This is a genomic window from Paenarthrobacter sp. E2MeOHC11 (assembly GCF_058744955.1).
Genome location: NZ_CP196673.1, coordinates 1,946,168 through 1,966,218 on the forward strand (window position 1 = coordinate 1,946,168; position 20,051 = coordinate 1,966,218).

The 20,051-nt window shown below is 61.9% G+C and carries 24 protein-coding genes; 3 read left to right on the forward strand and 21 right to left on the reverse strand.

All coding sequences use genetic code 11. The features are described 5' to 3' along the window. Positions 1-39: 39 nt before the first annotated feature. From ACSSVG_RS08980 to ACSSVG_RS09035, 12 genes are all read right to left on the reverse strand, one after another. Positions 40-270, reverse strand: coding sequence for a hypothetical protein (locus ACSSVG_RS08980; protein WP_492418501.1), 231 nt, complete (start codon positions 268-270; stop codon positions 40-42). After that, on the reverse strand, positions 267-464 hold the full coding sequence (locus ACSSVG_RS08985) for a hypothetical protein (protein ID WP_207595847.1): 198 nt from the start codon (positions 462-464) through the stop codon (positions 267-269). Before ACSSVG_RS08985 ends, ACSSVG_RS08980 begins: the two co-directional genes overlap by 4 nt. 219 nt (positions 465-683) lie before the next feature. Further along, positions 684-1,721: a hypothetical protein gene (locus tag ACSSVG_RS08990; RefSeq protein WP_492418503.1), complete on the reverse strand. Its 1,038-nt coding sequence runs from the start codon at positions 1,719-1,721 to the stop codon at positions 684-686. 5 nt (positions 1,722-1,726) lie between these two features. After that, positions 1,727-2,236 (reverse strand): RNA polymerase sigma factor, encoded by a 510-nt coding sequence (locus ACSSVG_RS08995; protein ID WP_492418505.1) that lies wholly within the window; start codon positions 2,234-2,236, stop codon positions 1,727-1,729. Between the two features lie 162 nt (positions 2,237-2,398). Further along, positions 2,399-3,445, reverse strand: coding sequence for a HoxN/HupN/NixA family nickel/cobalt transporter (locus tag ACSSVG_RS09000; protein WP_492418506.1), 1,047 nt, complete (start codon positions 3,443-3,445; stop codon positions 2,399-2,401). Continuing rightward, positions 3,445-4,365, reverse strand: a complete 921-nt coding sequence (locus ACSSVG_RS09005; RefSeq protein WP_492419172.1) for an urease accessory protein UreD — start codon at positions 4,363-4,365, stop codon at positions 3,445-3,447. Before ACSSVG_RS09005 ends, ACSSVG_RS09000 begins: the two co-directional genes overlap by 1 nt. A gap of 140 nt (positions 4,366-4,505) precedes the next feature. Continuing rightward, positions 4,506-5,123 carry an urease accessory protein UreG gene (ureG, locus tag ACSSVG_RS09010; protein ID WP_231339645.1) on the reverse strand — a complete coding sequence of 206 codons (618 nt, stop codon included), beginning with the start codon at positions 5,121-5,123 and terminating at the stop codon, positions 4,506-4,508. 21 nt (positions 5,124-5,144) lie between these two features. Further along, a complete protein-coding gene (locus tag ACSSVG_RS09015; RefSeq protein WP_492418508.1) occupies positions 5,145-5,813 on the reverse strand; it encodes an urease accessory protein UreF in 669 nt (222 codons plus the stop codon). 156 nt (positions 5,814-5,969) lie between these two features. Continuing rightward, on the reverse strand, positions 5,970-6,443 hold the full coding sequence (gene ureE / locus ACSSVG_RS09020; RefSeq protein ID WP_492418509.1) for an urease accessory protein UreE: 474 nt from the start codon (positions 6,441-6,443) through the stop codon (positions 5,970-5,972). Between the two features lie 8 nt (positions 6,444-6,451). Continuing rightward, positions 6,452-8,182 carry an urease subunit alpha gene (gene ureC / locus ACSSVG_RS09025; protein WP_492418510.1) on the reverse strand — a complete coding sequence of 577 codons (1,731 nt, stop codon included), beginning with the start codon at positions 8,180-8,182 and terminating at the stop codon, positions 6,452-6,454. Further along, entirely contained in the window at positions 8,179-8,547 is a 369-nt protein-coding gene (locus tag ACSSVG_RS09030; protein WP_231339649.1) for an urease subunit beta, read from the reverse strand. The genes ureC and ACSSVG_RS09030 overlap by 4 nt, the downstream gene beginning before the upstream one ends. A 7-nt stretch (positions 8,548-8,554) precedes the next feature. After that, positions 8,555-8,857: an urease subunit gamma gene (locus tag ACSSVG_RS09035; protein WP_231339650.1), complete on the reverse strand. Its 303-nt coding sequence runs from the start codon at positions 8,855-8,857 to the stop codon at positions 8,555-8,557. A 200-nt stretch (positions 8,858-9,057) separates the two neighbouring features. Between ACSSVG_RS09035 and ACSSVG_RS09040 the strand changes: the two genes are divergently transcribed. Beyond that, a complete protein-coding gene (locus ACSSVG_RS09040; protein ID WP_261611175.1) occupies positions 9,058-9,579 on the forward strand; it encodes a flavin reductase family protein in 522 nt (173 codons plus the stop codon). On the opposite strand, the gene ACSSVG_RS09045 is transcribed toward ACSSVG_RS09040, so the two are convergent. Together ACSSVG_RS09045 and ACSSVG_RS09050 are read right to left on the reverse strand one after the other, a co-directional pair. Then, positions 9,576-10,676: a D-TA family PLP-dependent enzyme gene (locus ACSSVG_RS09045; protein WP_492418513.1), complete on the reverse strand. Its 1,101-nt coding sequence runs from the start codon at positions 10,674-10,676 to the stop codon at positions 9,576-9,578. The two genes, ACSSVG_RS09040 and ACSSVG_RS09045, sit on opposite strands and share 4 nt — an antisense overlap. Before the next feature lie 40 nt (positions 10,677-10,716). Beyond that, positions 10,717-11,721, reverse strand: coding sequence for a LacI family DNA-binding transcriptional regulator (locus tag ACSSVG_RS09050; protein WP_492418515.1), 1,005 nt, complete (start codon positions 11,719-11,721; stop codon positions 10,717-10,719). A 169-nt stretch (positions 11,722-11,890) separates the two neighbouring features. Between ACSSVG_RS09050 and ACSSVG_RS09055 the strand changes: the two genes are divergently transcribed. Continuing rightward, positions 11,891-12,265, forward strand: a complete 375-nt coding sequence (locus tag ACSSVG_RS09055) for a hypothetical protein (RefSeq protein ID WP_492418517.1) — start codon at positions 11,891-11,893, stop codon at positions 12,263-12,265. Between the two features lie 3 nt (positions 12,266-12,268). Here ACSSVG_RS09055 and arfA read toward each other — a convergent pair whose 3' ends face one another. Next, positions 12,269-13,804 carry an arabinosylfuranosidase ArfA gene (arfA, locus tag ACSSVG_RS09060; protein ID WP_492418519.1) on the reverse strand — a complete coding sequence of 512 codons (1,536 nt, stop codon included), beginning with the start codon at positions 13,802-13,804 and terminating at the stop codon, positions 12,269-12,271. Between the two features lie 125 nt (positions 13,805-13,929). Between arfA and ACSSVG_RS09065 the strand changes: the two genes are divergently transcribed. Next, positions 13,930-14,550 carry a class I SAM-dependent methyltransferase gene (locus ACSSVG_RS09065; protein WP_253465618.1) on the forward strand — a complete coding sequence of 207 codons (621 nt, stop codon included), beginning with the start codon at positions 13,930-13,932 and terminating at the stop codon, positions 14,548-14,550. A gap of 67 nt (positions 14,551-14,617) precedes the next feature. Here the strand turns inward: ACSSVG_RS09065 and ACSSVG_RS09070 are convergent, their stop codons facing one another. From ACSSVG_RS09070 to ACSSVG_RS09095, 6 genes are all read right to left on the reverse strand, one after another. Beyond that, positions 14,618-15,208: a hypothetical protein gene (locus tag ACSSVG_RS09070; protein ID WP_492418521.1), complete on the reverse strand. Its 591-nt coding sequence runs from the start codon at positions 15,206-15,208 to the stop codon at positions 14,618-14,620. A gap of 93 nt (positions 15,209-15,301) precedes the next feature. Next, a complete protein-coding gene (locus tag ACSSVG_RS09075; RefSeq protein ID WP_231339658.1) occupies positions 15,302-15,895 on the reverse strand; it encodes a hypothetical protein in 594 nt (197 codons plus the stop codon). Positions 15,896-15,978: 83 nt separating this feature from the next. Further along, on the reverse strand, positions 15,979-16,578 hold the full coding sequence (locus tag ACSSVG_RS09080) for a hypothetical protein (RefSeq protein WP_231339659.1): 600 nt from the start codon (positions 16,576-16,578) through the stop codon (positions 15,979-15,981). Positions 16,579-16,661: 83 nt separating this feature from the next. Further along, complete coding sequence (locus ACSSVG_RS09085; protein ID WP_231339660.1) at positions 16,662-17,264, reverse strand: hypothetical protein; 603 nt, start codon at positions 17,262-17,264, stop codon at positions 16,662-16,664. 83 nt (positions 17,265-17,347) lie between these two features. Continuing rightward, positions 17,348-17,944, reverse strand: a complete 597-nt coding sequence (locus tag ACSSVG_RS09090) for a hypothetical protein (RefSeq protein WP_492418523.1) — start codon at positions 17,942-17,944, stop codon at positions 17,348-17,350. A gap of 23 nt (positions 17,945-17,967) precedes the next feature. Further along, a complete protein-coding gene (locus ACSSVG_RS09095) occupies positions 17,968-19,986 on the reverse strand; it encodes an alpha/beta hydrolase (protein ID WP_492418524.1) in 2,019 nt (672 codons plus the stop codon). Between the last annotated feature and the right edge of the window lie 65 nt (positions 19,987-20,051).

Consider the following 20,051-nt stretch of genomic DNA (forward strand, 5'->3'; position numbering starts at 1 on the left):
CTCAGACATTGTCATTATTTGCCGTCCCGGCGAGTCTTTTTAGACGGACCAGACCTGGACGTCGTCCGTGCCACAGATCAACTTGCGGCCCGTGGGTTCCATGACAACCCACAGCAGTTCCTGGTGCTTGGAAACGTCGTCAACGCGGCCGGTGCCGGCACCCCACGCGACGTCGTAGATCCACACAGGATCCCCGGAGCTGAGCTCGGACCACTCCGCGGCCGGGACGTGCCGGTAGTCGGCGGGCCGGTTCAGGATGGAGCTAGTCACGCTGACACTTCAGCGGCAGTGCGGCGCCGCCAGACAGTTGCCACTCCGTTGTGGGCAGGAAGCACGTGGCCTTCCGGGAACACCTGGACAGCGTCCGGATCGGAGTCCGGGCTCCACAGGCCCGACGCCGGGCAGTGGGACCCGGTTGGCATGGTGCGGGTGGCTCGTTCGCGCAGGAGGGCGATGCTCTTCATCGTTGAAACTCATCCTTGGGGATAGATCGGGGCAATTCGTGGTGTGAAGCAGATCTCTTCAACCCTATGCAAGTGACAACGGCTTTGTTATGGACGGATGCATAACATTTTCGCGCAGCGCCATGCATCAGCACAGTGGCATTTCCCCGCTAACCCAAGTAGGTGACAGCAAACGTCGCTCTGAACCGTCAGTGCGCCGTTTACTGTCACCTATGTGGACTACTTGTAGCTGAGGCTCAGGAGCAAGCTCTTCAGTTGGGCGTACTGCGTGGTGCCCATCCAGGACTTGGCGGCTGCAGGGGTAGCGAAGGCGGGGTTCTTGGTGGCATCAAACTGAACGTAGGCGCTCATGATGCCGTTGGGAACCCGGACCTGGTTAGTCCCGGAGGAGCTGAGACCGGCCTTGAGTTCCGACGAGAGCCGCGCATCCATGATGTACGTCGGAGGACCGTCGACCGGTCCCGTTTGTGGTGAGGGCATTCCCTCGTAAGGGGGACCTTCGTACGGAACGTACTGCGACTGGTACGAGGAGAAACCGAACTCCACCAGCTCACCTGAGGTGGCGCGAACACCGGGAACCACTGCCCTGTCGAGGATGGTTCGGTCCACCAACCCCCCGGTACCATCGCCATAATTGCCGTTGAATATCACGGCGACCTCAGTGCCAGAGCTGTCCAAGACCTTGGCGATGGTGGACGCAGCCTTGTCCGCCTCCGTCGCGTATGGCCCCGGTTCCGTTTTGACGCTCCAACCGACCGAGTACGTGAAGGAAAGGTGGCCGTCCGGGAAGGTGAATGTCTGACTCGTCGGCACCTGAACCGGTGGTACCACGGGTGCGGTGGTGGCCGCCGCAGGCATGGTGGGAGTCGGCGCCTGGGTGGGGGCGGTCGTCGGAGTCGCCTCCGGAGTGGCCGACGACGTCGCGGTCGGCGTCGGTGTGAGGGACACGCTGGGTGACGGGTTCGCTTCTGTCGGCGTGACAGAGACTGCCGGCGCTGGAGCAGTCGTCAGCGGCCCGAAGTTGGCCGCCACGAGGACGCCTGCAGTCACGGCCGCAGCACCGAGCAGCAGCCCACCAGCGATCCGGGCTTTACGGCGCCTTCGGTCCTCCAGGGACACCACGGCCGCTGCCGGATTGTTGTCACTGAAGACCCGCGGCCCAGTGAGCATGCGGGCCAGGGCTTCTTCGGCGTTGAGCTCAGCAGGCTCGTTCGCCAGTGGGTCGGTCGAGGCAACCAGGTTCTTGATCGGATCCATTTTCTTCAGACCCCCAACTTCTCTGTAGTCGTTTCTATGCCCGCCGGCAGTTGCTTCCGGAAAGCTGCACGGGCGCGGTGCAGACGGACTTTTGCGGCGGATTCACTGCACTGCAGGACACTTGCCATCTCGGCCGTGCCCAGGCCATCCCAATAGGCCAGTTGCAGGATGTCCCGGTCCTGGACACGCAGGCGGGCCATCGCATCCTGTACCGCGACGTTCTCGGAGTCATTGCCGTAACGCTCCACCGCCGTCGTCCGCAGTTTTTCCTGCAGGGCCTGCTGCCGGTCGCGGCTACGGTAGGCGTTGCCCACCAGGTTGCGGGCAACGGTCAGTAAGTAGGCGAGATCCGGGCGGACATCGTCGGACCACTTTTGCCAGATGACGCGGAAAACGTCGGCGGCGATCTCTTCAGCCATCTCCGCCGATTCCACGCGTCGGCGCACAAACCTGAAAACGGATGGATAGCTGTCTTTGTGAATGGCGATAAACGCCAATTCGCGCTCGGAAAGCACGATTTCCCCCTGAAAATATTGAGCCCTGAACTGCAGGATACTTGTATAGTTTCCGGCTCAAGACCATCGGTTACAGGGTGCGGGAAATTCTCTTTGCGGTAGCCCACGGCCGATGGACCGCGGCGTGGACACGAACGAGCCGTTCAACGCGGTGGCAGCCTCCTAGGCTCCGGCCCGCGCATGCCGGCCGCGCATCGCGGACACGGCCCACACCAGCACGAACAGGCCCACCAGGATCAGCCCGGCATCGCCCAGGTCGATGCCAGCGAGCCAGGTAGTCAGCGGATCGCCCAGTTCAAAGGCCGAGTTGAAGAACCCGCCCAGCGTGATCACGGCGATAAAGAGCGCCGAGACGGCTGAGATGCCAGTGATCACGGCGTTGAAGCCAAGCTTGCGTTGCGGGTTGTGGATGGCGGATTTGTACATCTTCATCATCGCCACGCCGTTGATCGAATCGCACAGGGTCATGGCCGCTGTGAAAGCGAGAGGCAGGGCCATCAAGGCGAGCGGCGAAACTCCGGCGAGTGACGCCGTCGTCGTGATGACCAGCAGCCCAATGGTGGTGGCGGTGTCGAAGCCAAGCCCGAACAGGAAGCCGATCACGTAGATATTCCGCGGGCGCTCCACCTTTGACAGCGGCTTGGCGAGAAGCCTGGTAACAAAGCCCTTGGCCTCAAGGTCCTCGGGACGAACCCCACCGCCAGCCTGTACCCTGCGATAGACCTGGCTGGCACGAACGAAGGCGGAGCCGTTGAACAGTCCCATCGCCAACAGGAACAGACCGGAAACCCCACTGCCGATCAGGCCCAGCACCTTGTTTCCGGTGGTCCCGTCCTCCATGAACTGCCCGATCAACGTGGCACCCGCCACCACCAGCAATCCCGCCAGGATCACCACCGAGCTGTGGCCCAGGCTGAACGCGAATCCCACGCTCACGGGGTCCTTGCGCTGCGCCACGAATTTGCGGGTCGAATTGTCGATCGCGGCGATGTGGTCCCAGTCGTAACTGTGCTTGATGCCGGCCACATACGCGGTGACCACCAACCCCAGCGCCAACGGCTGCGCGGCACCTGCCGTACCAGCAATCAAGAGCACGACGGCGGCAACGTGCAAAGCGGCGACGGCACCAAACGTGAACAACAGCCGGGTCCGCAGGGACAGCGTCTCCCGCTCCCGATACATGGTGGCGAACTCGGTCAGCGCAGTCATCAATACTTCCTCAGGTTCAAGGGTCCCTGCCCGTACCAACGTTCCCGCAGAACGCCGGTGCAAGTACCCAGCAGTTTGTTGAGTTCCTCAGTGCTGTTCGACAACGATCGCAGCACAAGCCCGGCAGTCCCGGCAATAGCCGCCGTCAAGGAAACGCCAGTGTAGGCGTCAAAATCCCGGGCTATTTGGTCCAGCTCATCGGCGAGCGCCTGATCCACCCGCGGATCCACCACCACCAACGACCCCAGATGGCTGTAGCCTTCCATGAACCCCATCCCGGTCACGTCGTTGACAGGTGGGCGAATCAGGAGGTTATCGAGCGCCAACAGTTTCGCGCCGCTGTCACCCTCTATCCAGATCTCATTCCGCAGCCGCACCTCTTCGTATTTGAAGGATGCACCGTCCGGCGACCAGCCAGGCGTGACGACCTCGGCCATGACAAGGCTCGACGTCGGGTGCAGGCTGAGGCGCGAATTCTGCCGATAGCTGGCCTCCCGATACGCAATCAATTGGTCAGGCACCAGCTCCAACCGCGAGCACTCCCCCAGCCGCACACTCATTCGCTGCTCAGCAAACGACCCCGGAGTCCTGTACACCTTGGTGGCCGACTGCGTGGTCAACAACAGATCCGCCCCCGCCTCAACCTCCACATCGATAAGGAACAGATCTGCCCCCAAATACGCCCCGCCGGGGTTGACCATGACATAACAAACCTGCCCGGACTCATCCAGGTAATGAGGCCTCAGCACCCGCAACGCGCCCTCATGAAACTGCCGCGAAGCAACGGACCGCCCGCCCCGCACACTGACACCAAGCTCCAACCGCCCCCGCACCTCCCGCACCTCCCGCCCCGCAACGTTTAACCCGGTGTGGGGCCCCACGTTCCCCAAAGAGCCTGCATCGACCTCCGGGGCCCACATCGACGAACTCACAGGTTCTTCGCGCCGGGGTGACCCGATCTCCGAAGCGGCGGAGCCGGGTGATAGGGGCCGCGGCGTGGCGGGCATCGCGAAGCGGGCACGGCCCCTATCACCCGGCGTAGCCGCCGTAGCAGGCAAGGTCATAGGGCCAAGTCGAGCATCAGGACGTCCCGCCGGATCCAGTTGAGGACTGCGTCCAACCCTTCGTCGGTCTTCAGATTCGTGAAGCAGAACGGTTTATTGCCGCGGAATTCCTTGGAGTCCCGCTCCATGATGGCCAGGTCAGCTCCGACGTGGGGCGCCAGGTCCGTTTTGTTGATGATGAAGAGGTCGGATTTGATCATCCCCTGGCCGGCTTTGCGGGGGATCTTCTCACCTTGGGCGACGTCGATGATGTAGATGGAGAAGTCGACGAGTTCGGGGCTGAAGGTGGCGGAGAGGTTGTCGCCTCCGGATTCGACGAAGATGACGTGGAGGTCGGGGTGACGGGCCTTGAGCTCTTCGATGGCCGCGGTGTTCATGGAGGTGTCTTCGCGGATGGCGGTGTGGGGGCATCCGCCGGTTTCGACGCCGATGATCCGGTCTTCGGGGAGGATCCCGTTGGCGGCCAGGATTTTGGCGTCTTCGATGGTGTAGATGTCGTTGGTGATGGCGGCCATGGAGATGTCGCCGCTCATGTGCCGGGTGATACGTTCCACGAGCTGGGTTTTGCCGGCTCCGACAGGTCCGCCGACGCCGATCTTGATGGGTTCTGACATGTTTTCTGTCCTTTGCACTAGCTAACTCATGAACATGCGGGCGCGTTGCCGTTCGTGCCGCATTTGTGAAATTTCAAGTCCGGGGCTGACGGCCCCAAAGTCGTCCCAGCACAGCTGTGCTACATCGTCGACGGCGGCAGCAACGGCGTCGTGCGCGTGGCGAAGTACCCGCTGCCCGGCGTTCTGCCCCAACGGAATGGCGCGCACGGCGTTCTGGGTCAGCGAAGTAACGGTGGCGAACAAATACGCAGAGAGCGCCGCTTCAAAGGGAACACCCAATGACCGCGCGATCACCCCAAACGCCAAGGGCTGATGCCCCGATGCGCCACCCCCACGAACAAGCCCCCGATACGACTCCAACTCCGCCGATGGGAACACTTCCCCACCAATCTCCAACAACCGCCCACCCATTTTGAGCGAAGCCTCCCGCACTTCCCGAGCCAACAACTGCGCCGAAAGAACGGAATCCAACAGCCCAACCCCCACCCCCTCATACAAGAACCGCAAAGCCAACCCATCGGAATAGGTCAACTGCTGCCCCACAAAAGAGGAAAGCCAAACCCCAAACGACCCCTCATCATGAACCAACTCACGATGTATGTAACTCTCAAACCCCAAAGAATGAGCAAACGCCCCCGTAGGCAAAGCAGAGTCGGTCAACTGTTGAAGAGCCAGCTGATATGAGGTCATGCTGCCTCGCTAGTGGGCTCAACCGCGACGCTGCCGCGGCGAACCTCGGCGGAGGCGGGTGATAGGGGCCGCGGCGTGGTGGGCACCGCGAAGCGGGCACGGCCCCTATCACCCGCCGCAGGCTTGCCAACCCCAAAAGCCAGCACCGGAATTTGCTTAGTGCGAATGCTCAGCATGGCGGAACGGCACCGGCATGACCCGCTCTTGCCTGTCGTAGGGGACGCCGACGCTCTTCAGATAGTCCTCCACGGTGTGGTCATACTGGCAAACCATCACTTCGGCTCCGTACTCGGACTCAGCATCAAAGAACTGCGCCTGCAGGTGGCGGTTGCCGAGCGAGTGGGCCACGACGCCCATTTCGTGGATGCTTCGCGGCCCTATGACCAGGACGTCCGTGGGCAGTACGGAGATGACGATGAGGTTGTTGTCACCGACGGCGAGGATGTCGCCGTCGCGGAGGTCGCCGGTGCCGATGGGCAGGCGGATGCCGAGTTCTTTGCCGTGGTCGGTGGTGACGCGTTGGATGCGTTTGACCAGCAGGGCGCTGGGGAGGACCACTTTTTCTTTGTGGTGGCCGGCGTAGTCGTTGGGCTGTTCGTGGAGGTTGCCTAGGATTTTTTCGATGATCATGAAGGCTCCTAGAAGAGGTAGTAGCGCTGCGCCATGGGAAGCACGTCGGAGGGCTGGGAGGTGACTTCGACGCCGTCGACTGTCACTTTGTACGTTTCGGGGTCGACGGCGATGTCCGGGGTTTCGCCGTTGTATTTGAGGTCCGCTTTGGTGAGGTTGCGGATGCCGGAGACGGGTTTGATGATGCGTTCGAGGCCCAGTTCGGCGGGCACTCCGGCGTCGATGGCTGCCTTGGACAGGAACGTGATGGATGTTTGCTGGAGGGCCTTGCCGTACGTGGCGAACATGGGCCGCATGGTGCGCGGCTGTGGTGTGGGGATGGAGGCGTTGGCATCGCCCATGAGTGCGTAGGCGATCTGGCCGCCTTTGATGACGAGCTCGGGTTTCACTCCGAAGAACGCGGGATCCCAGAGGACGAGGTCAGCGAATTTGCCCTCTTCCACGGAGCCGATGACGTCTGCCATGCCCTGCGCGATGGCCGCGTTGATGGTGTATTTGGCCACGTAGCGCTTGAGGCGGAAGTTGTCGGATTCAGCGGAACCATGGGTAGTGCCGGATGGATCCTTCAGCACGCCTCGTTGCCGTTTCATGGCGTCGGCTACCTGCCAGGTCCGGGTCACCACTTCACCCACCCGTCCCATGGCTTGGGAGTCGGAGGACGTGATGGCGAAGATTCCGAGGTCGTGGAGGACGTCTTCCGCGGCGATGGTTTCGGCGCGGATGCGGGAGTCTGCGAAGGCCACGTCTTCCGGGATATCGGGGTTGAGGTGGTGGCAGACCATGAGCATGTCCAGATGCTCTTCGATGGTGTTTTTGGTGTAGGGCAGCGTGGGGTTGGTGGAAGCCGGGAGCACGTTGGGCAGGCCGGCGATTTTGATGATGTCCGGGGCGTGTCCGCCTCCGGCGCCTTCGGTGTGGAAGGTGTGGATGACCCGGCCATCGATGGCACGGATGGTGTCTTCCACGAACCCGCATTCGTTGAGGGTGTCAGTGTGGATGGCCACTTGGACGTCGTATTCGTCGGCAACGCGCAGGGACATGTCGATGGAGGACGTGGTTGAACCCCAGTCCTCGTGCACTTTCAATCCGACGGCACCTGCCCGGATCTGTTCCGCGAGAGGCTCGACGGCGGACGCGTGGCCCTTGCCGAACAGGCCGATGTTGACGGGGAGTCCTTCGGCGGCCTGGAGCATCCGGGAGATGTGCCAGGCGCCCGGCGTGATGGTGGTGGCTTTGGTTCCTTCGGCCGGACCGGTGCCCCCGCCCACCATCGTGGTGATGCCGTTGCACAGGGCGGCCGGGACCTGTTCCGGGGAGATGAAGTGGATGTGGGTATCGATGCCGCCGGCGGTGAGGATCTTCCGTTCGCCGGCAATAATCTCCGTGCTGGCGCCGATCACGATGTTCACGCCGTCGGCAATCTGGGGGTTACCGGCCTTGCCGATCCTAAAAATGTGACCGTCTTTGAGGGCAACGTCGGCTTTGTAGATTCCGCTGTAGTCCAGGACGATCACGTTGGTGATGACGGTGTCCGGGATGTCCTCTGCGCGGGTCAATTGGCCGTTCTGGCCCATGCCGTCCCGGATGACCTTGCCGCCGCCGAACACTACTTCTTCGCCATGAACCGTGTGGTCCTTCTCGATCTCAAGGAAGAGCTCAGTATCGGCCAAGCGGATGGCATCACCCGTCGTCGGGCCGTACAGCTCGGCGTATTGCTTGCGGGAAATCTCGAAACTCACTGGTGGTCCCTTTCCGCTGCGACGCCCGGGCGCAGTTCCCCGGTAACGCCAGTTCCGCCGTCGAGCCTTCCGTTAACTGCGTTGCTGAGGCCGAAAACCTCACGTGTTCCCGCCAAGGCAATGAGCTGGACGGTCTTCCGGTCACCGGGTTCGAAGCGCGCGGCCGTGCCCGCCGGGATATCCAGTCGGCGGCCGTGAGCTGCTTCGCGGTCGAATTCCAGGGCGCGGTTCGCCTCGGCGAAGTGGTAGTGCGAACCTATCTGCACGGGGCGGTCGCCGCGGTTGACCACCTCGACGGCGATCGCCTCACGGCCGCTGTTGCACGCTATGGAACCGGGTTGGAGCCTGTATTCGCCGGGGATCATGGGGCTCCTATCGGATGGGGTTGTGGACGGTGACGAGCTTGGTGCCGTCTGGGAAGGTGGCTTCGATCTGGACGTCGTGGATCATCTCCGGGACGCCTTCCATCACGTCTTCGCGCCGGAGCACCGTGGTCCCGTAGCTCATCAGTTGGGCGACCGTCCGGCCGTCGCGGGCACCTTCGATGAGCTCGTAGCTGATGACGGCCACGGCTTCGGGGTAGTTCAACTTGAGGCCGCGCCCTTGGCGGCGCCGCGCGAGATCGGCAGCCACCACGATCATGAGTTTCTCCTGCTCACGGGGCAAAAGATGCATCGATTCTCCTGATAGCTGGGCACTTTAAGGACAGAGTGTGACCAGCGTAAGGAGCGGAAGTTTCAGCTACGTTTCCACGGCGTCACAGGCGGGGGTCGAATATGCCGAATTGACCTCAACTTAAGTTGAGGTCTTAGCATCGTTCAGGTGCGCTTCCGCAAAGCGGCGCCAACCCCAACCAGTCCCACGAAGGTTCATGAATGTCCCATCACACCCCCTTGCCGGCAGAACCGGTCGGCGAGCTCTTCAAGGCCGCCTTCCGCTCACATCCAGCAGGAGTTGCCATCATCACCGCGTCAGGGCCGGAAGGAGCCGTGGGGCTCACGGCGTCCTCGGTGGCATCGGTGGCGGTGGATCCGCCGACGCTCGCCTTCTCCGTCACAGGCGGCCGGTCAGCTTCGCACATCGCTGCCGCGCAAACGATCGTCGTGCACCTGGTGGGCGCGGACCAGGTAAACCTCGTGCGCACATTCTCCGACCCCAACGCCCCGCGCTTCACCAGCGACATGGACTGGGAACTGCTGCCCACAGGCGAGCCCCTGCTCAGGGAAGCACCATGGGCGCTGCGATGCGAAATCGTCCATAGGGCGCCTCTGGGTGGCTCTGTCTTGCTGGCCGCAACCGTTGTGGATATCCGGTTCAGCCCCGCCGATTCAGCCCCGCTGGTCTACCACAACCGGGAGTTCCACACCCTGTTCCAGGGCGTTCCGGTGCTGGGCTAGTTGTTGCGCCCGCGCGCCGCCACAGCCCACTGATCCACCACGGCACCGTCGCGGACAACGGTGACCTCATCCACCAGGTTCATGGTCAGGCACACATGGTTGGGGATCACCCGGAGCCGGGTACCCAGCGGCGGCAGTTCCGCCGTGTCCGGCCAAACAACCGTGGCGTGGTGCTCGGACAACGCAGTCACCTTGGCTTCGGGGTATTCGGGGAGCCGCCCGTATCCTGTGGCCCAATCCGGACGGTCGCTGCCCAGGACCTTACTGCCGGCGTCCACCACAACCCGGCGGACGTTGCCACCGTTGGCCTCGTGCCGGCTGACCACGGTGGCGGCAACCGTCAGCGCAATGTCGTCCCACGTGCATCGTTCGAGTTCCAGTTGCTGGGCATCCCCGAATACATAGACACCGGGGCGGAGCTCTGTGGCCACCGTCTCGCCGTCAATCAGGGCCGTTGGCGTAGACCCTCCACTGATGGTGGTGACTTCAAACCCGGCCGAGGTCAGCGCCGTCGCGGCCAGGCCAAGCGCCTCATTCTCGTTGCTGGCCGCACCCGTGGGCATTCCCGGCTTGTAGCTGTGTCCGGGGAACGTGAAGACGCCTTGCACGCTCAGTCCGGCGGCAGCCGCTGCGTGGGCAACGTCCACCGCCTCGTCGGGCAATACGCCGCTGCGGTGATGTCCACTGTCCACTTCGATCAGCACCTCAATGCTGCCGGCATCCGCGCCCAAGTGGCGACCCATCGCCGTCGCACTCTCAGCAGAATCCACGCCAACGGCGATGCGGCCCTTGGCTGCCAAAGCCCGAAGGCGTTCCGCATGAGGGGCTTCAACCCAGAGCGGGTAGGCGATAAAGATGTCCTTCACTCCATCCGCCGCGAAAACCTCAGCCTCGCCGATGGTGGCAACGGTGATCCCCACGGCACCGGCCGACAACTGCTTACGGGCGATCTCCAGCGTCTTGTGCGTCTTGACGTGCGGGCGGAGCTTGAGCCCCCTGGTGAGCATGCTGGACGCCATGCGTTCGATGTTCCGATCCAGGACATCGACATCGATCATGACGGCGGGGGTGACGACTTCAGCGGGGATCACGTTCATTCCTCAAACACTAACGGCCCGGAACACTAACTGCAGGCGGTCAGGGCGCGGACTGCCTGACACGCAGCTCGAAGGCCGCCTCCGGCTGCTGAACCTTGGCTGCTGCGGTTTTGCTTTCAATCCGGTTGATGAGGAGTTCGACGGCGCGCTCCGCAATTTCCGCACGCCCCGGCGCCACCGTGGTCAGCGATGGCGAGGCAAACCGTGCCTCGTCGATGTCATCGAAGCCCGCAACGGCAACCTGCTGCGGCACCTTCTTGCCGCGGACCAGGAGTTCGTGAAGTGCTCCGAGGGCAAGTGCATCGTTGAGCCCGAAAACAGCATCGAACTCCACGCCGCTGTCCAGCAGCCTTGCAATGGCATCAGCACCGCCGTCGCGCCGCCAATCGCACGGAACCACCAAGGCGGGGTCATACTCCACGCCGGCGTCAGCGAGCGCAGCTTTGTACCCCTCAAGGCGCAGGCCACCGCTGCCGGTGGTGTCGCCGTCGTGCGCGCCCACAACAGCTAAACGACGGCGGCCACCCGCCAGCAGGTGCGTGGTGACGGCGGCGGCGGCTCTGTGGTTTTGGATGAGGACCATGTCCAGCCGCGGATCCTGCACGTACTCACCAAGGAGTACCAGTGGCTTCCTGCCCGCGGCGGCGATTATCTGCTCAGCGTCCAAGGCGAGAGGTATGAAAAGAAGGCCATCCGTGAGCGTGCGGAATTGGCCTTGGAGCGCCGCCCTTTCATGGCCGGCCTCATTCCCGGACTGTTCCACCAGAACGCGGTATCCCCGGGCCCACGCCGCTTTCATGATGTCCGACGCCAACTCGGCGTAATACGGGATGGAAAGGTCAGCCAAAACCAATCCGAGCATGCTGGTCTTGCCCGAGCGGAGGCTGCGGGCCGTCAGGTTGGTTTCATAGCCAAGCTCTTCAATGGCGTCCAGGACGCGCTGCTTGGTGGTTGGCCGGATGAACTCGTAGTTGTTGATCACGTTGGAGACCGTCTTCAACGAGACGCCGGCCGCACGTGCGACGTCGTTCATGGTGACGGCCATCAATGTGCTCCTTTTGTACTGTTGGCATACATCGTTGCAGATGGGGCGGCAGTCGGGCCGCCACTCAAGGCCCTGCAGCCGTCACACATCGCTCATCCCCTTGCAACGCGCCTGCAACAAACATGCGCAAAGCTGAGGACAAGGACGGCGAAAGCTGAGGGGAGCAGACATGAGTATTGCAAACAGGGATCTTTTCCAGGCGCTGAAAATGCAGGCGAGCCTGGCCCAAGCATTCGGCACCATGCCGGGGAGCAAAGACGAGCCGCACGCCCTGAGCGCGGGCGATCATGTGGAGGCTTGGCATAACGGCCGCCTCTATCACCGGGGCACCGTGGTCAAAACCGTTGCTGGCACCGACCTTTTCTGGCTCACGGACTACACCGGGAGCAGGCGGCTCCTGGACATGGAGTCCATGGAAATCGTCACCGTTGACGAGCCGGCTCCGGCACCCGCATCGCGGGCACCGGAACCAACTCCGTCAGCTACGGTCACACCGATCTCCGCGTACCCCATGTTCCACGACGGCACGCAGCAGATCGCCTAGCTTTCAGTTGACCTGGTCCTCAAGCGACAACCGGATCATGGTCCAGCTCACGGCCGGAAGCTCGGCGGTGAGGCGGCCGCCGTCGAGCTTTACGCTGACGTTCTCGGACGGCAGGACCGACGTCGAATCGTCGGCAGTGGCCTGCCAGTAAGGGTCCTTGTTCGAGTAGGTGACGGCCTCAATGACTTTGCTTGCGTTGAGGCTTCCGACGGCGGCATCCAGCGTCAGCGCGTCCGACGCCGAGCGGTTCACGGCGAACACCACGGCCTCTTTGGCTTCTGCATCATAGGTCGCCACGGCTGACAGGGCGGTGAAGCCCGTCGTCTTTTCGGTCTCCAGCAGCGGGGATTCGACGGCGAGGTTCAACACCGTGCCAGAGGCATTCTGCGAAGTGAGCGCAAACGGGTGGAACGTGGTCTGCTTCCAGGCCCGGCCACCTGGCTCGGTCATGATGGGTGCGATCACGTTGACCAGCTGAGCCAGGCTCGCGGAGTGGACGCGGTCCGTGTTGCGCAGCAGCGTGATGAGAAGGTCTCCCACCACCACGGCGTCGGCAACCGTGTACCGGTCCTCGAGGAGCACTGGCGCCACGGGCCAGTCGTCGCCTGTGGGCACCTTGGACTCGTCGCGGGACATGTGCCAGACGTTCCACTCATCGAACGAGATATTGACCTGCTTCCCGGACTTGTTGGCCGACTTCACATGGTCGATGTGCGAGACCAGGTCCTTGATGAACGCCTCCATCCGGTGCCCGGCTGACAGGTGCTCCTGCAAATCCCCGAAGTCCTCAAAGTACTGGTGCGCCGAGATCAGGTCCACCAACTCGTATGTCTCGTTGAGGACCACGCGCTCCCATTCGCCGAACGTGGGCATGGTTGGTCCCGAACTTCCACAAGCCACCAGTTCCAGGTCCGGGTTGACCATGCGCATTGCCCGCGCCGTTTCGGCGGCAACCCGAGCGTACTCGCCGGCTTTCTTGTGGCCGATCTGCCAGAAGCCGTCCATCTCGTTCCCGAGGCACCACATGGTGATGTTGTGAGGCTCGACGGCGCCATTCGCCTTGCGCTGTTCGGACAAGGCCGTTCCACCCTTGATGGTGGAGTACTCCAGCAGGTCCAGCGCTTCCTGCGGGCCCCTGGTACCCAGGTTGACCGCCATCATGGGTTCAACCCCGGCCTTCTCCGACCACTTGGCGAACTCGTCCACGCCCACCAGGTTGGGATCGCTGGAGTGCCAGGCGAGGTCGAGCCTTGTTGGGCGGTCCTCCTTGGGCCCCACTCCGTCTTCCCAGCGGTAGCCGGACACGAAGTTTCCGCCGGGGTAGCGGACCGTGGAGACGCCGAGTTCCTTGGTGAGGTCGAGTACATCGGTGCGGAAACCGTCGTCGTCGGCTTTAGGGTGCTCAGGTTCGAAAATGCCCGTGTAGACGCAGCGGCCGAGGTGCTCAACGAAGGCGCCGAATGTCTTCCTCCTGACGGGGCCTACGACGAACGCGGGGTCGATGGTGATCTTGGCCGTGGGGTTTTCTGGGGTTCCCAAAGGGTGGGTCCTTGTCTGCTTGTTCTGCTTATCGATTTACAACGTTATAGAAACATGCTGACGTGGTGTTGGTGTGGGAGTCAAGGGATTTCTTGGCGGGCGTTCCGGCTCCTAGGCTGAGACGCATGTCCTTTGGAGCAGTGAGAGCCGCCTATTCTGCGCGTTCCGACGAGTACACCTCATTGTTCGGGTCCATCAGCAGCACGCATCCGGTCGATAGGGAGCTGGTGTTGTCATGGGCCCAGGGATTGTCCGGGAAAGTCCTCGATGCCGGCTGCGGGCCTGGGCAATGGACAGCCTTTCTGCACTCCGCCGGGGTGGACGTCCAAGGCGTGGACTTGGTACCGGAGTTCATTGAGACAGCCAAGCAATTCTGCCCGGATGCCCAGTTCTCTGTCGGGTCACTTGATCGGCTGCCCACCCCGGATCACTCATTGGCGGGAATCCTCGCCTGGTACTCACTGATTCACACTCCCCCGGCTGGGATCAGCCGGGTTCTGAACGAGTTTGCCCGGTGCCTCAAACCAGGCGGTGGCCTCCTGATCGGCTTCTTCGATGGCCCGGCGGGTGAGTCGTTCTCGCATGCAGTGACTCCTGCCTATTTCTGGTCTCTGGAGGAGATGTCGGGACGGTTGCAGGAAGCCGGTTTCAGCGTGATTGGCACGCACTCGCGCGCCGACCCCGGAGTGCGTCCCCACGCGGCCATCGTCGCGCAACGGCTGCTCACTCCCGGTCGCGTTGGCTGAACGCACCTACGCGCATTGATAACTGTGCACCAGCCCAGAGTCAACAAGGGGCCAGGGCTCGTCAGCTCTACTTGGTACTCGGCGAGGGACTGGCGCTTGCTTCCTGCCTGTCCAATTCCTCATAGATTTCATGCTGGTTCCCAGCGATGCAGACAGTGTCCATTTCCAGGCCGGAGCCTTTGACATTCGCGGTGAAGGATATGAGGTTTCCGCCGTTCTGATTGGCGTAGAGGCGGATGAGACCAGGGTCCAACGGGTTGGTTTCCACGCGGGTGGTAAAGCCCTTCGATTCCCAGAACATTTTGACCACGATGACTGATGCTTCCAGGTCGACGGGATCAGGGGTTTGGCTCATGACGCTGTAGTTCACGCCCTCCCTTCCATCACCTGCATTGCAGGCGCTGTTTCGGGTGCCTTTATCGACCCATTTCTGGGGTCCGATGGCTTTCTGGGTTTCGGTTTTGAACGCGTGGAGATCCTTCAGGGCTTGCTTGAGTTCTTCAACCTGTGCTTTGACAGTTGCAGGGTCGCTGGGATTGGCTGAGCCGGTCATGGGGTTCTCCGTGGTGGGTGTGCAGGCGCTCAGTGCAACGGCCGCGCCGACCAACGCGGCGAGTATGCGGCTGGTCTTTAGTCGGGCCTTGGGTTCATGGGGCATATGGTTCACTCTTCCTGAAACTGTTCCACAGCCCACACACCGGCAGGAGGCAGGACTGTCCAGCCTCCCGGAAGGCATCATGCCGCAACGCCTCTACTCTGCAGTCGGTGAGGGGCTGTCGCTTGCTTCCTGCCTGTCCAGCTCTTTGTAGATTGCGCTGAGGTCTCCGGCGACGCAGGCGCTGTTCATCTCCAGGCTGGAGCCCTCGATGTTTGCGAAGTAGGACACGAGGTGTCCGCCGTCTTCGTTGGCGTAGAGGCGGATGAGGCCCGGTTCCCGGGGGTTGGTTTCGGTGCGGGTGGTGAAGCCCTTGGATTCCCAGAACGTTTTGACGACGTTGACTGAGGCTTCCAGGTCTACGGGGTCGGACGTGAGGGTCAGGACGCTGTAGTTCACGCCACCTTCTCCGTCGGGTGTCTTGCAGTCCATGTTTCGGAGGCCTTCGTCGACCCATTTTTGGGGTCCGATGGCTTGTTGGGTTTCGACTTTGAAGGCGTGGAGGTCCGCGAGGGCTTGTTTGAGTTGTTCGACCTGGGCTTTGACGGTTGCGGGGTCGCTGGGGTTGCTTGAGCCGGTCATGGGGATCTCCGTGGTGGTCGGCGTGCAGGCGCTGAGTGCAATGCCGGCACAAAACAAGGCGGCAAGAATACCGCCGTCCTTTAGTCGGGCCTTGGATTCATAGGACATGCGGTTCACTCTTCCTGAAATCGTTCCAGACTCACTCGCCAGCATGAGGCAGGACAGGACACCCCAGAAGCCAGCACTCTGCGTCAGCTCTCCTTGGTACTCGGCGTGGGACTGGCACTCGCTTCCTGCCTGTCCAATTCCTTGTAGATTTCATGCTGATTCCCAGCGACGCAGGCGCTGTTCATCTCGAGGCTCAAGCCATTGGTGGTAGCCGTGAAGGATACGAGATGTCCGCCGCTCTTATTGGCATAGAGACGGATGTTTCCTGGGTCCTTTGGGTTTGATTCGACGCGGGTGGTGAAGCCTTTGGATTCCCAAAACGTCTTGACAACGTTGACCGACGATTCCATGTCGAGGGTTTCAAGGGTCTGACTCATGACGCTGTAGTTCACACCCTCTTCTCCCTTAGGGGTGCTGCAGTCCATGTTTCGAAGGCTCTTATCCGCCCAGGTCTGGGGCCCGACAACGTTTTCAGTTTCGGTTTTGAAGACGCGGAGATCCGAGAGAGCTTGCTTGAGTTCTTCGACCTGGGCATTGACAGTTGCAGGGTCACTGGAACTGTTTGAGCCGATCATGGGGTTCTCCGTGGTCGTGGGCGTGCAGGCGCTCAGCGCAAGGGCGGCGCAGAACAGTCCGGCGAGTAGGCGGCGGGCCTTTAGTCGGGCCTTGGATTCAAAGGACATGCGGTTCACTCTTCCTGAAGCCGTTCCACAGGCCATAGCCAGCACGAGGCGACATAGGCAGCTCCTTTGGCGCACCAGACAGCCTAATTAGCAGACGGAGAGGAGCCGAGGCTAGACGGGGTCCCGTAAATTTCGGGATACAGCTCCTTGTAGATTGCGGTCTGGTCTCCGGCGACGCAGGCGCTGTTCATCTCCAGGCCGGAGCCTTTGATGTTTGCGAAGTAGGACAAAAGGTGTCCGCCGTTCTCGTTGGCGTAGAGGCGGATGAGGCCCGGTTCCCTGGGGTTGGTTTCGGTACGGGTGGTGAAGCCCTTGGATTCCCAGAACGCTCTGACCACGCTTACTGATGCTTCCAGGTCCACGGGGTCAGGCGTTTGGGTCAGGATGCTGTAGTTCACGCCGTCTTGCCCGTCGGAGGTTCTGCAATCCATGTTACGAGTGCCCTTATCGACCCATTTCTGGGGTCCGATGGCTTGTTGGGTTTCGGTTTTGAAGGCGTGGAGATCCGCGAGGGCTTGTTTGAGCTCTTCGACTTGGGCTTTGACGGTCGCAGGGTCGCTGGGATTGGCTGAGCCGGTCATAGGGTTCTCCGTGGTGGGTGTGCAGGCGCTCAGTGCAAGGGCCGCGCAGAACAGTCCGGCGAGTATGCGGAGGTCCGCGAGCCGGGCTTTGGGTTCAAAGGGCATGTGGTTCACGCTTCCTGAAATCGTTCCAGACTCACGCGCCAGCATGAGGCAGGACAGGACACCCCAGAAGCCAGCACTCTGCGTCAGCTCTCCTTGGTACTCGGCGAGGGACTGGCGCTTGCTTCCTGCCTGTCCAATTCCTCATAGATTTCGTGTTGGTTCCCAGCGATGCAGACAGTGTCCATTTCCAGGCCGGAGCCTTTGACATTCGCGGTGAAGGATATGAGGTTTCCGCCGTTCTGATTGGCGTAGAGGCGGATGAGACCAGGGTCCAACGGGTTGGTTTCCACGCGGGTGGTAAAGCCCTTCGATTCCCAGAACATTTTGACCACGATGACTGATGCTTCCAGGTCGACGGGATCAGGGGTTTGGCTCATGACGCTGTAGTTCACGCCCTCCCTTCCATCACCTGCATTGCAGGCGCTGTTTCGGGTGCCTTTATCGACCCATTTCTGGGGTCCGATGGCTTTCTGGGTTTCGGTTTTGAACGCGTGGAGATCCTTCAGGGCTTGCTTGAGTTCTTCAACCTGTGCTTTGACAGTTGCAGGGTCGCTGGGATTGGCTGAGCCGGTCATGGGGTTCTCCGTGGTGGGTGTGCAGGCGCTCAGTGCAACGGCCGCGCCGACCAACGTGGCGAGTAGGCGGCGGCCCGCGAGCCGGGCTTTGGGTTCAAAGGGCATGTGGTTCACTCTTCCTGTGTTGTTCAACGGCCAGCAAATCCAAGGGGAGGCGAAACAGGCCGTCCGTTTGGCAGGATACGGTCTCCGTTGCCGGTTGTTGTGAGGGCAGCTTCATACAGGGCCGTGGTTTCTTTATCCAGGTAGCCGTAGCCGTCACTGGCTGTCCTGTGTACCAAGGTGTTGTGTTCGGTAGTGCCTTGGTACTGGGTCCCGTCGATCGTCGCTTCTTCTGAGGAGAACACTTTCGCACCGAAGGATTCCAGCCGCGGATCTTGGCGTTGGAAGCGACCCAGGTCAGCCAGCCCGTCACCGCTGGCTTCGGAGGCGTAGACATGCCCCCCGGGCACGTGGAGGTCTCCGGTGTTTCGGATCTCTTTTTCGATGCCGGCGGAGCCGAGCATCGTGAAGGAGGCGACGTTCAATGCCGCGGCGGCAAGGGCGTTGGACGTCACGGTGGTGCCGTAGGAATGGGCCAAGACGTGCAGGGTCTCCGGGGTCCTGTTGCCCAAGCTCTCTCTGACGGCGTTGAACGCCTGAAGGTCTGTGACGAACCGTTCGGCACCGGTGCGGGCGGCATCACCGCTGTTCACCGTCGGAACCGTGGGCGGCTCGTAGTTGATCCACGCCACCACCGCGAAGGACTCACCCGCGTCGTTCAGGCTTTGCCGCAACTTGAGGTTCGCGGCGTTTGTTGCCCAGTCATTGAAGCCGCTTTGCGGTGTAATGTTCATACCCGACACAGCGTAGGTAACATTGTCAGCCGTGTCGGGATTACCCACAGAGACCTGTGCCTTCGGTGAGCCGTGAGTCAGGTCGAAACCCAGCAGGACAGCTTTGGTTCCGCCCGCGTTCCTCAGTGCGTCGGTGATGCCATCCAGGGCTTTCTGCTGCGTTTGCAGCCGTGTCCAAGCCGGGTTGGTCATGGACATGCCTTGGCTGGCGGGCAGGAGTTGAGGTGTCCTGGCCAGTTCGGCGTTGATGCGGTCCTGCTCGGTGATGAGGCGTTTGCGGTTGGCGAGGTTCCGGGCGGTCGCGGTGATTCCGTTCAGATTCCCGATGACTCCGGGGATGGCCTCGATCAGGAGCAACTGGGCCTCGCCGGGTTCAAGTGTCCCGCCAGCGACTGTCTGGCCGAACCCAGCCCACCACTTTGCTATCACCACGGGGTCCTGCCCTGGTTGTTCAAGCAGCCCCTGAAGTCGGTCCTTGTTGGCAGGTACGGCGAGCCAGGCTTTCAGTTGTGCGGCGTTCAGGGCCCCGATATCGTTCAAACCGACTTGCCCCGGTGGTGCGTACATTATGAGAGCGCTATTGAGCATGGTGTCGGCCGTGGGCCCGCTGCCGGCTGCTTCGAATGCCGCGGCGATCTGCTCAAGCCACGTCGCGTCAGCGGCGTTCTCAGTCAGCAGTTCCTCGAACCCCGACACAAACGTGACACTGCCGCTATTCACCCACGAACACGCTGAGGTGAAACCGCTCCACGCGTTCCGGATTCTCCCCAGCTCCGTGTCCAGGATGTTGGTGAAGGCGCGGGATTGCGACACAAATTCGCGCAGCTTTCCAGGATCAGCCGAGCTGGTAGCGCCCCCCGATCCACCGGCGAACCGGGCCCGGGCCCTCGCCGAGAACACCGCTGAAATCGTCGGTGCAGCGACCGGCCATTCCATGGGCATCGGATCGATCACCACACCCTGGAAAGTCTGAAAGTGTTGTTCACGGAAATCGGCGCGTTGCTGCCAGGCAGCAAGTTCCTTCACCCGGGACTTCTCTTCCCGTGCCTGGACCTTTGCTTGCCTGACGTCCTCCGCCAACGCCGCGAGGACACCGGCAAGCCGGCCACGGTCATCGGCCCGGACGGCCAAAGCGCGGGCGAACAAGGTCGCATAGCCGCCCCTAAAGTCCTCCATCGCATAACCCGTGGCGACAACCAGGAAGCTACCTTCGGAGCGCAGGGTCTGATCCGCGGAATCAGCAGCGCTGATCAGAGCGTCGGCGGCGCCATCGTCGAACGCAATCTCCACCGCCGTATCAAAGATCCCCACGCCGAGCCCCCTCACTTGAATAGTTAATCCATCGAATAGCATAACTGACGGGACCAGAGTGTGGG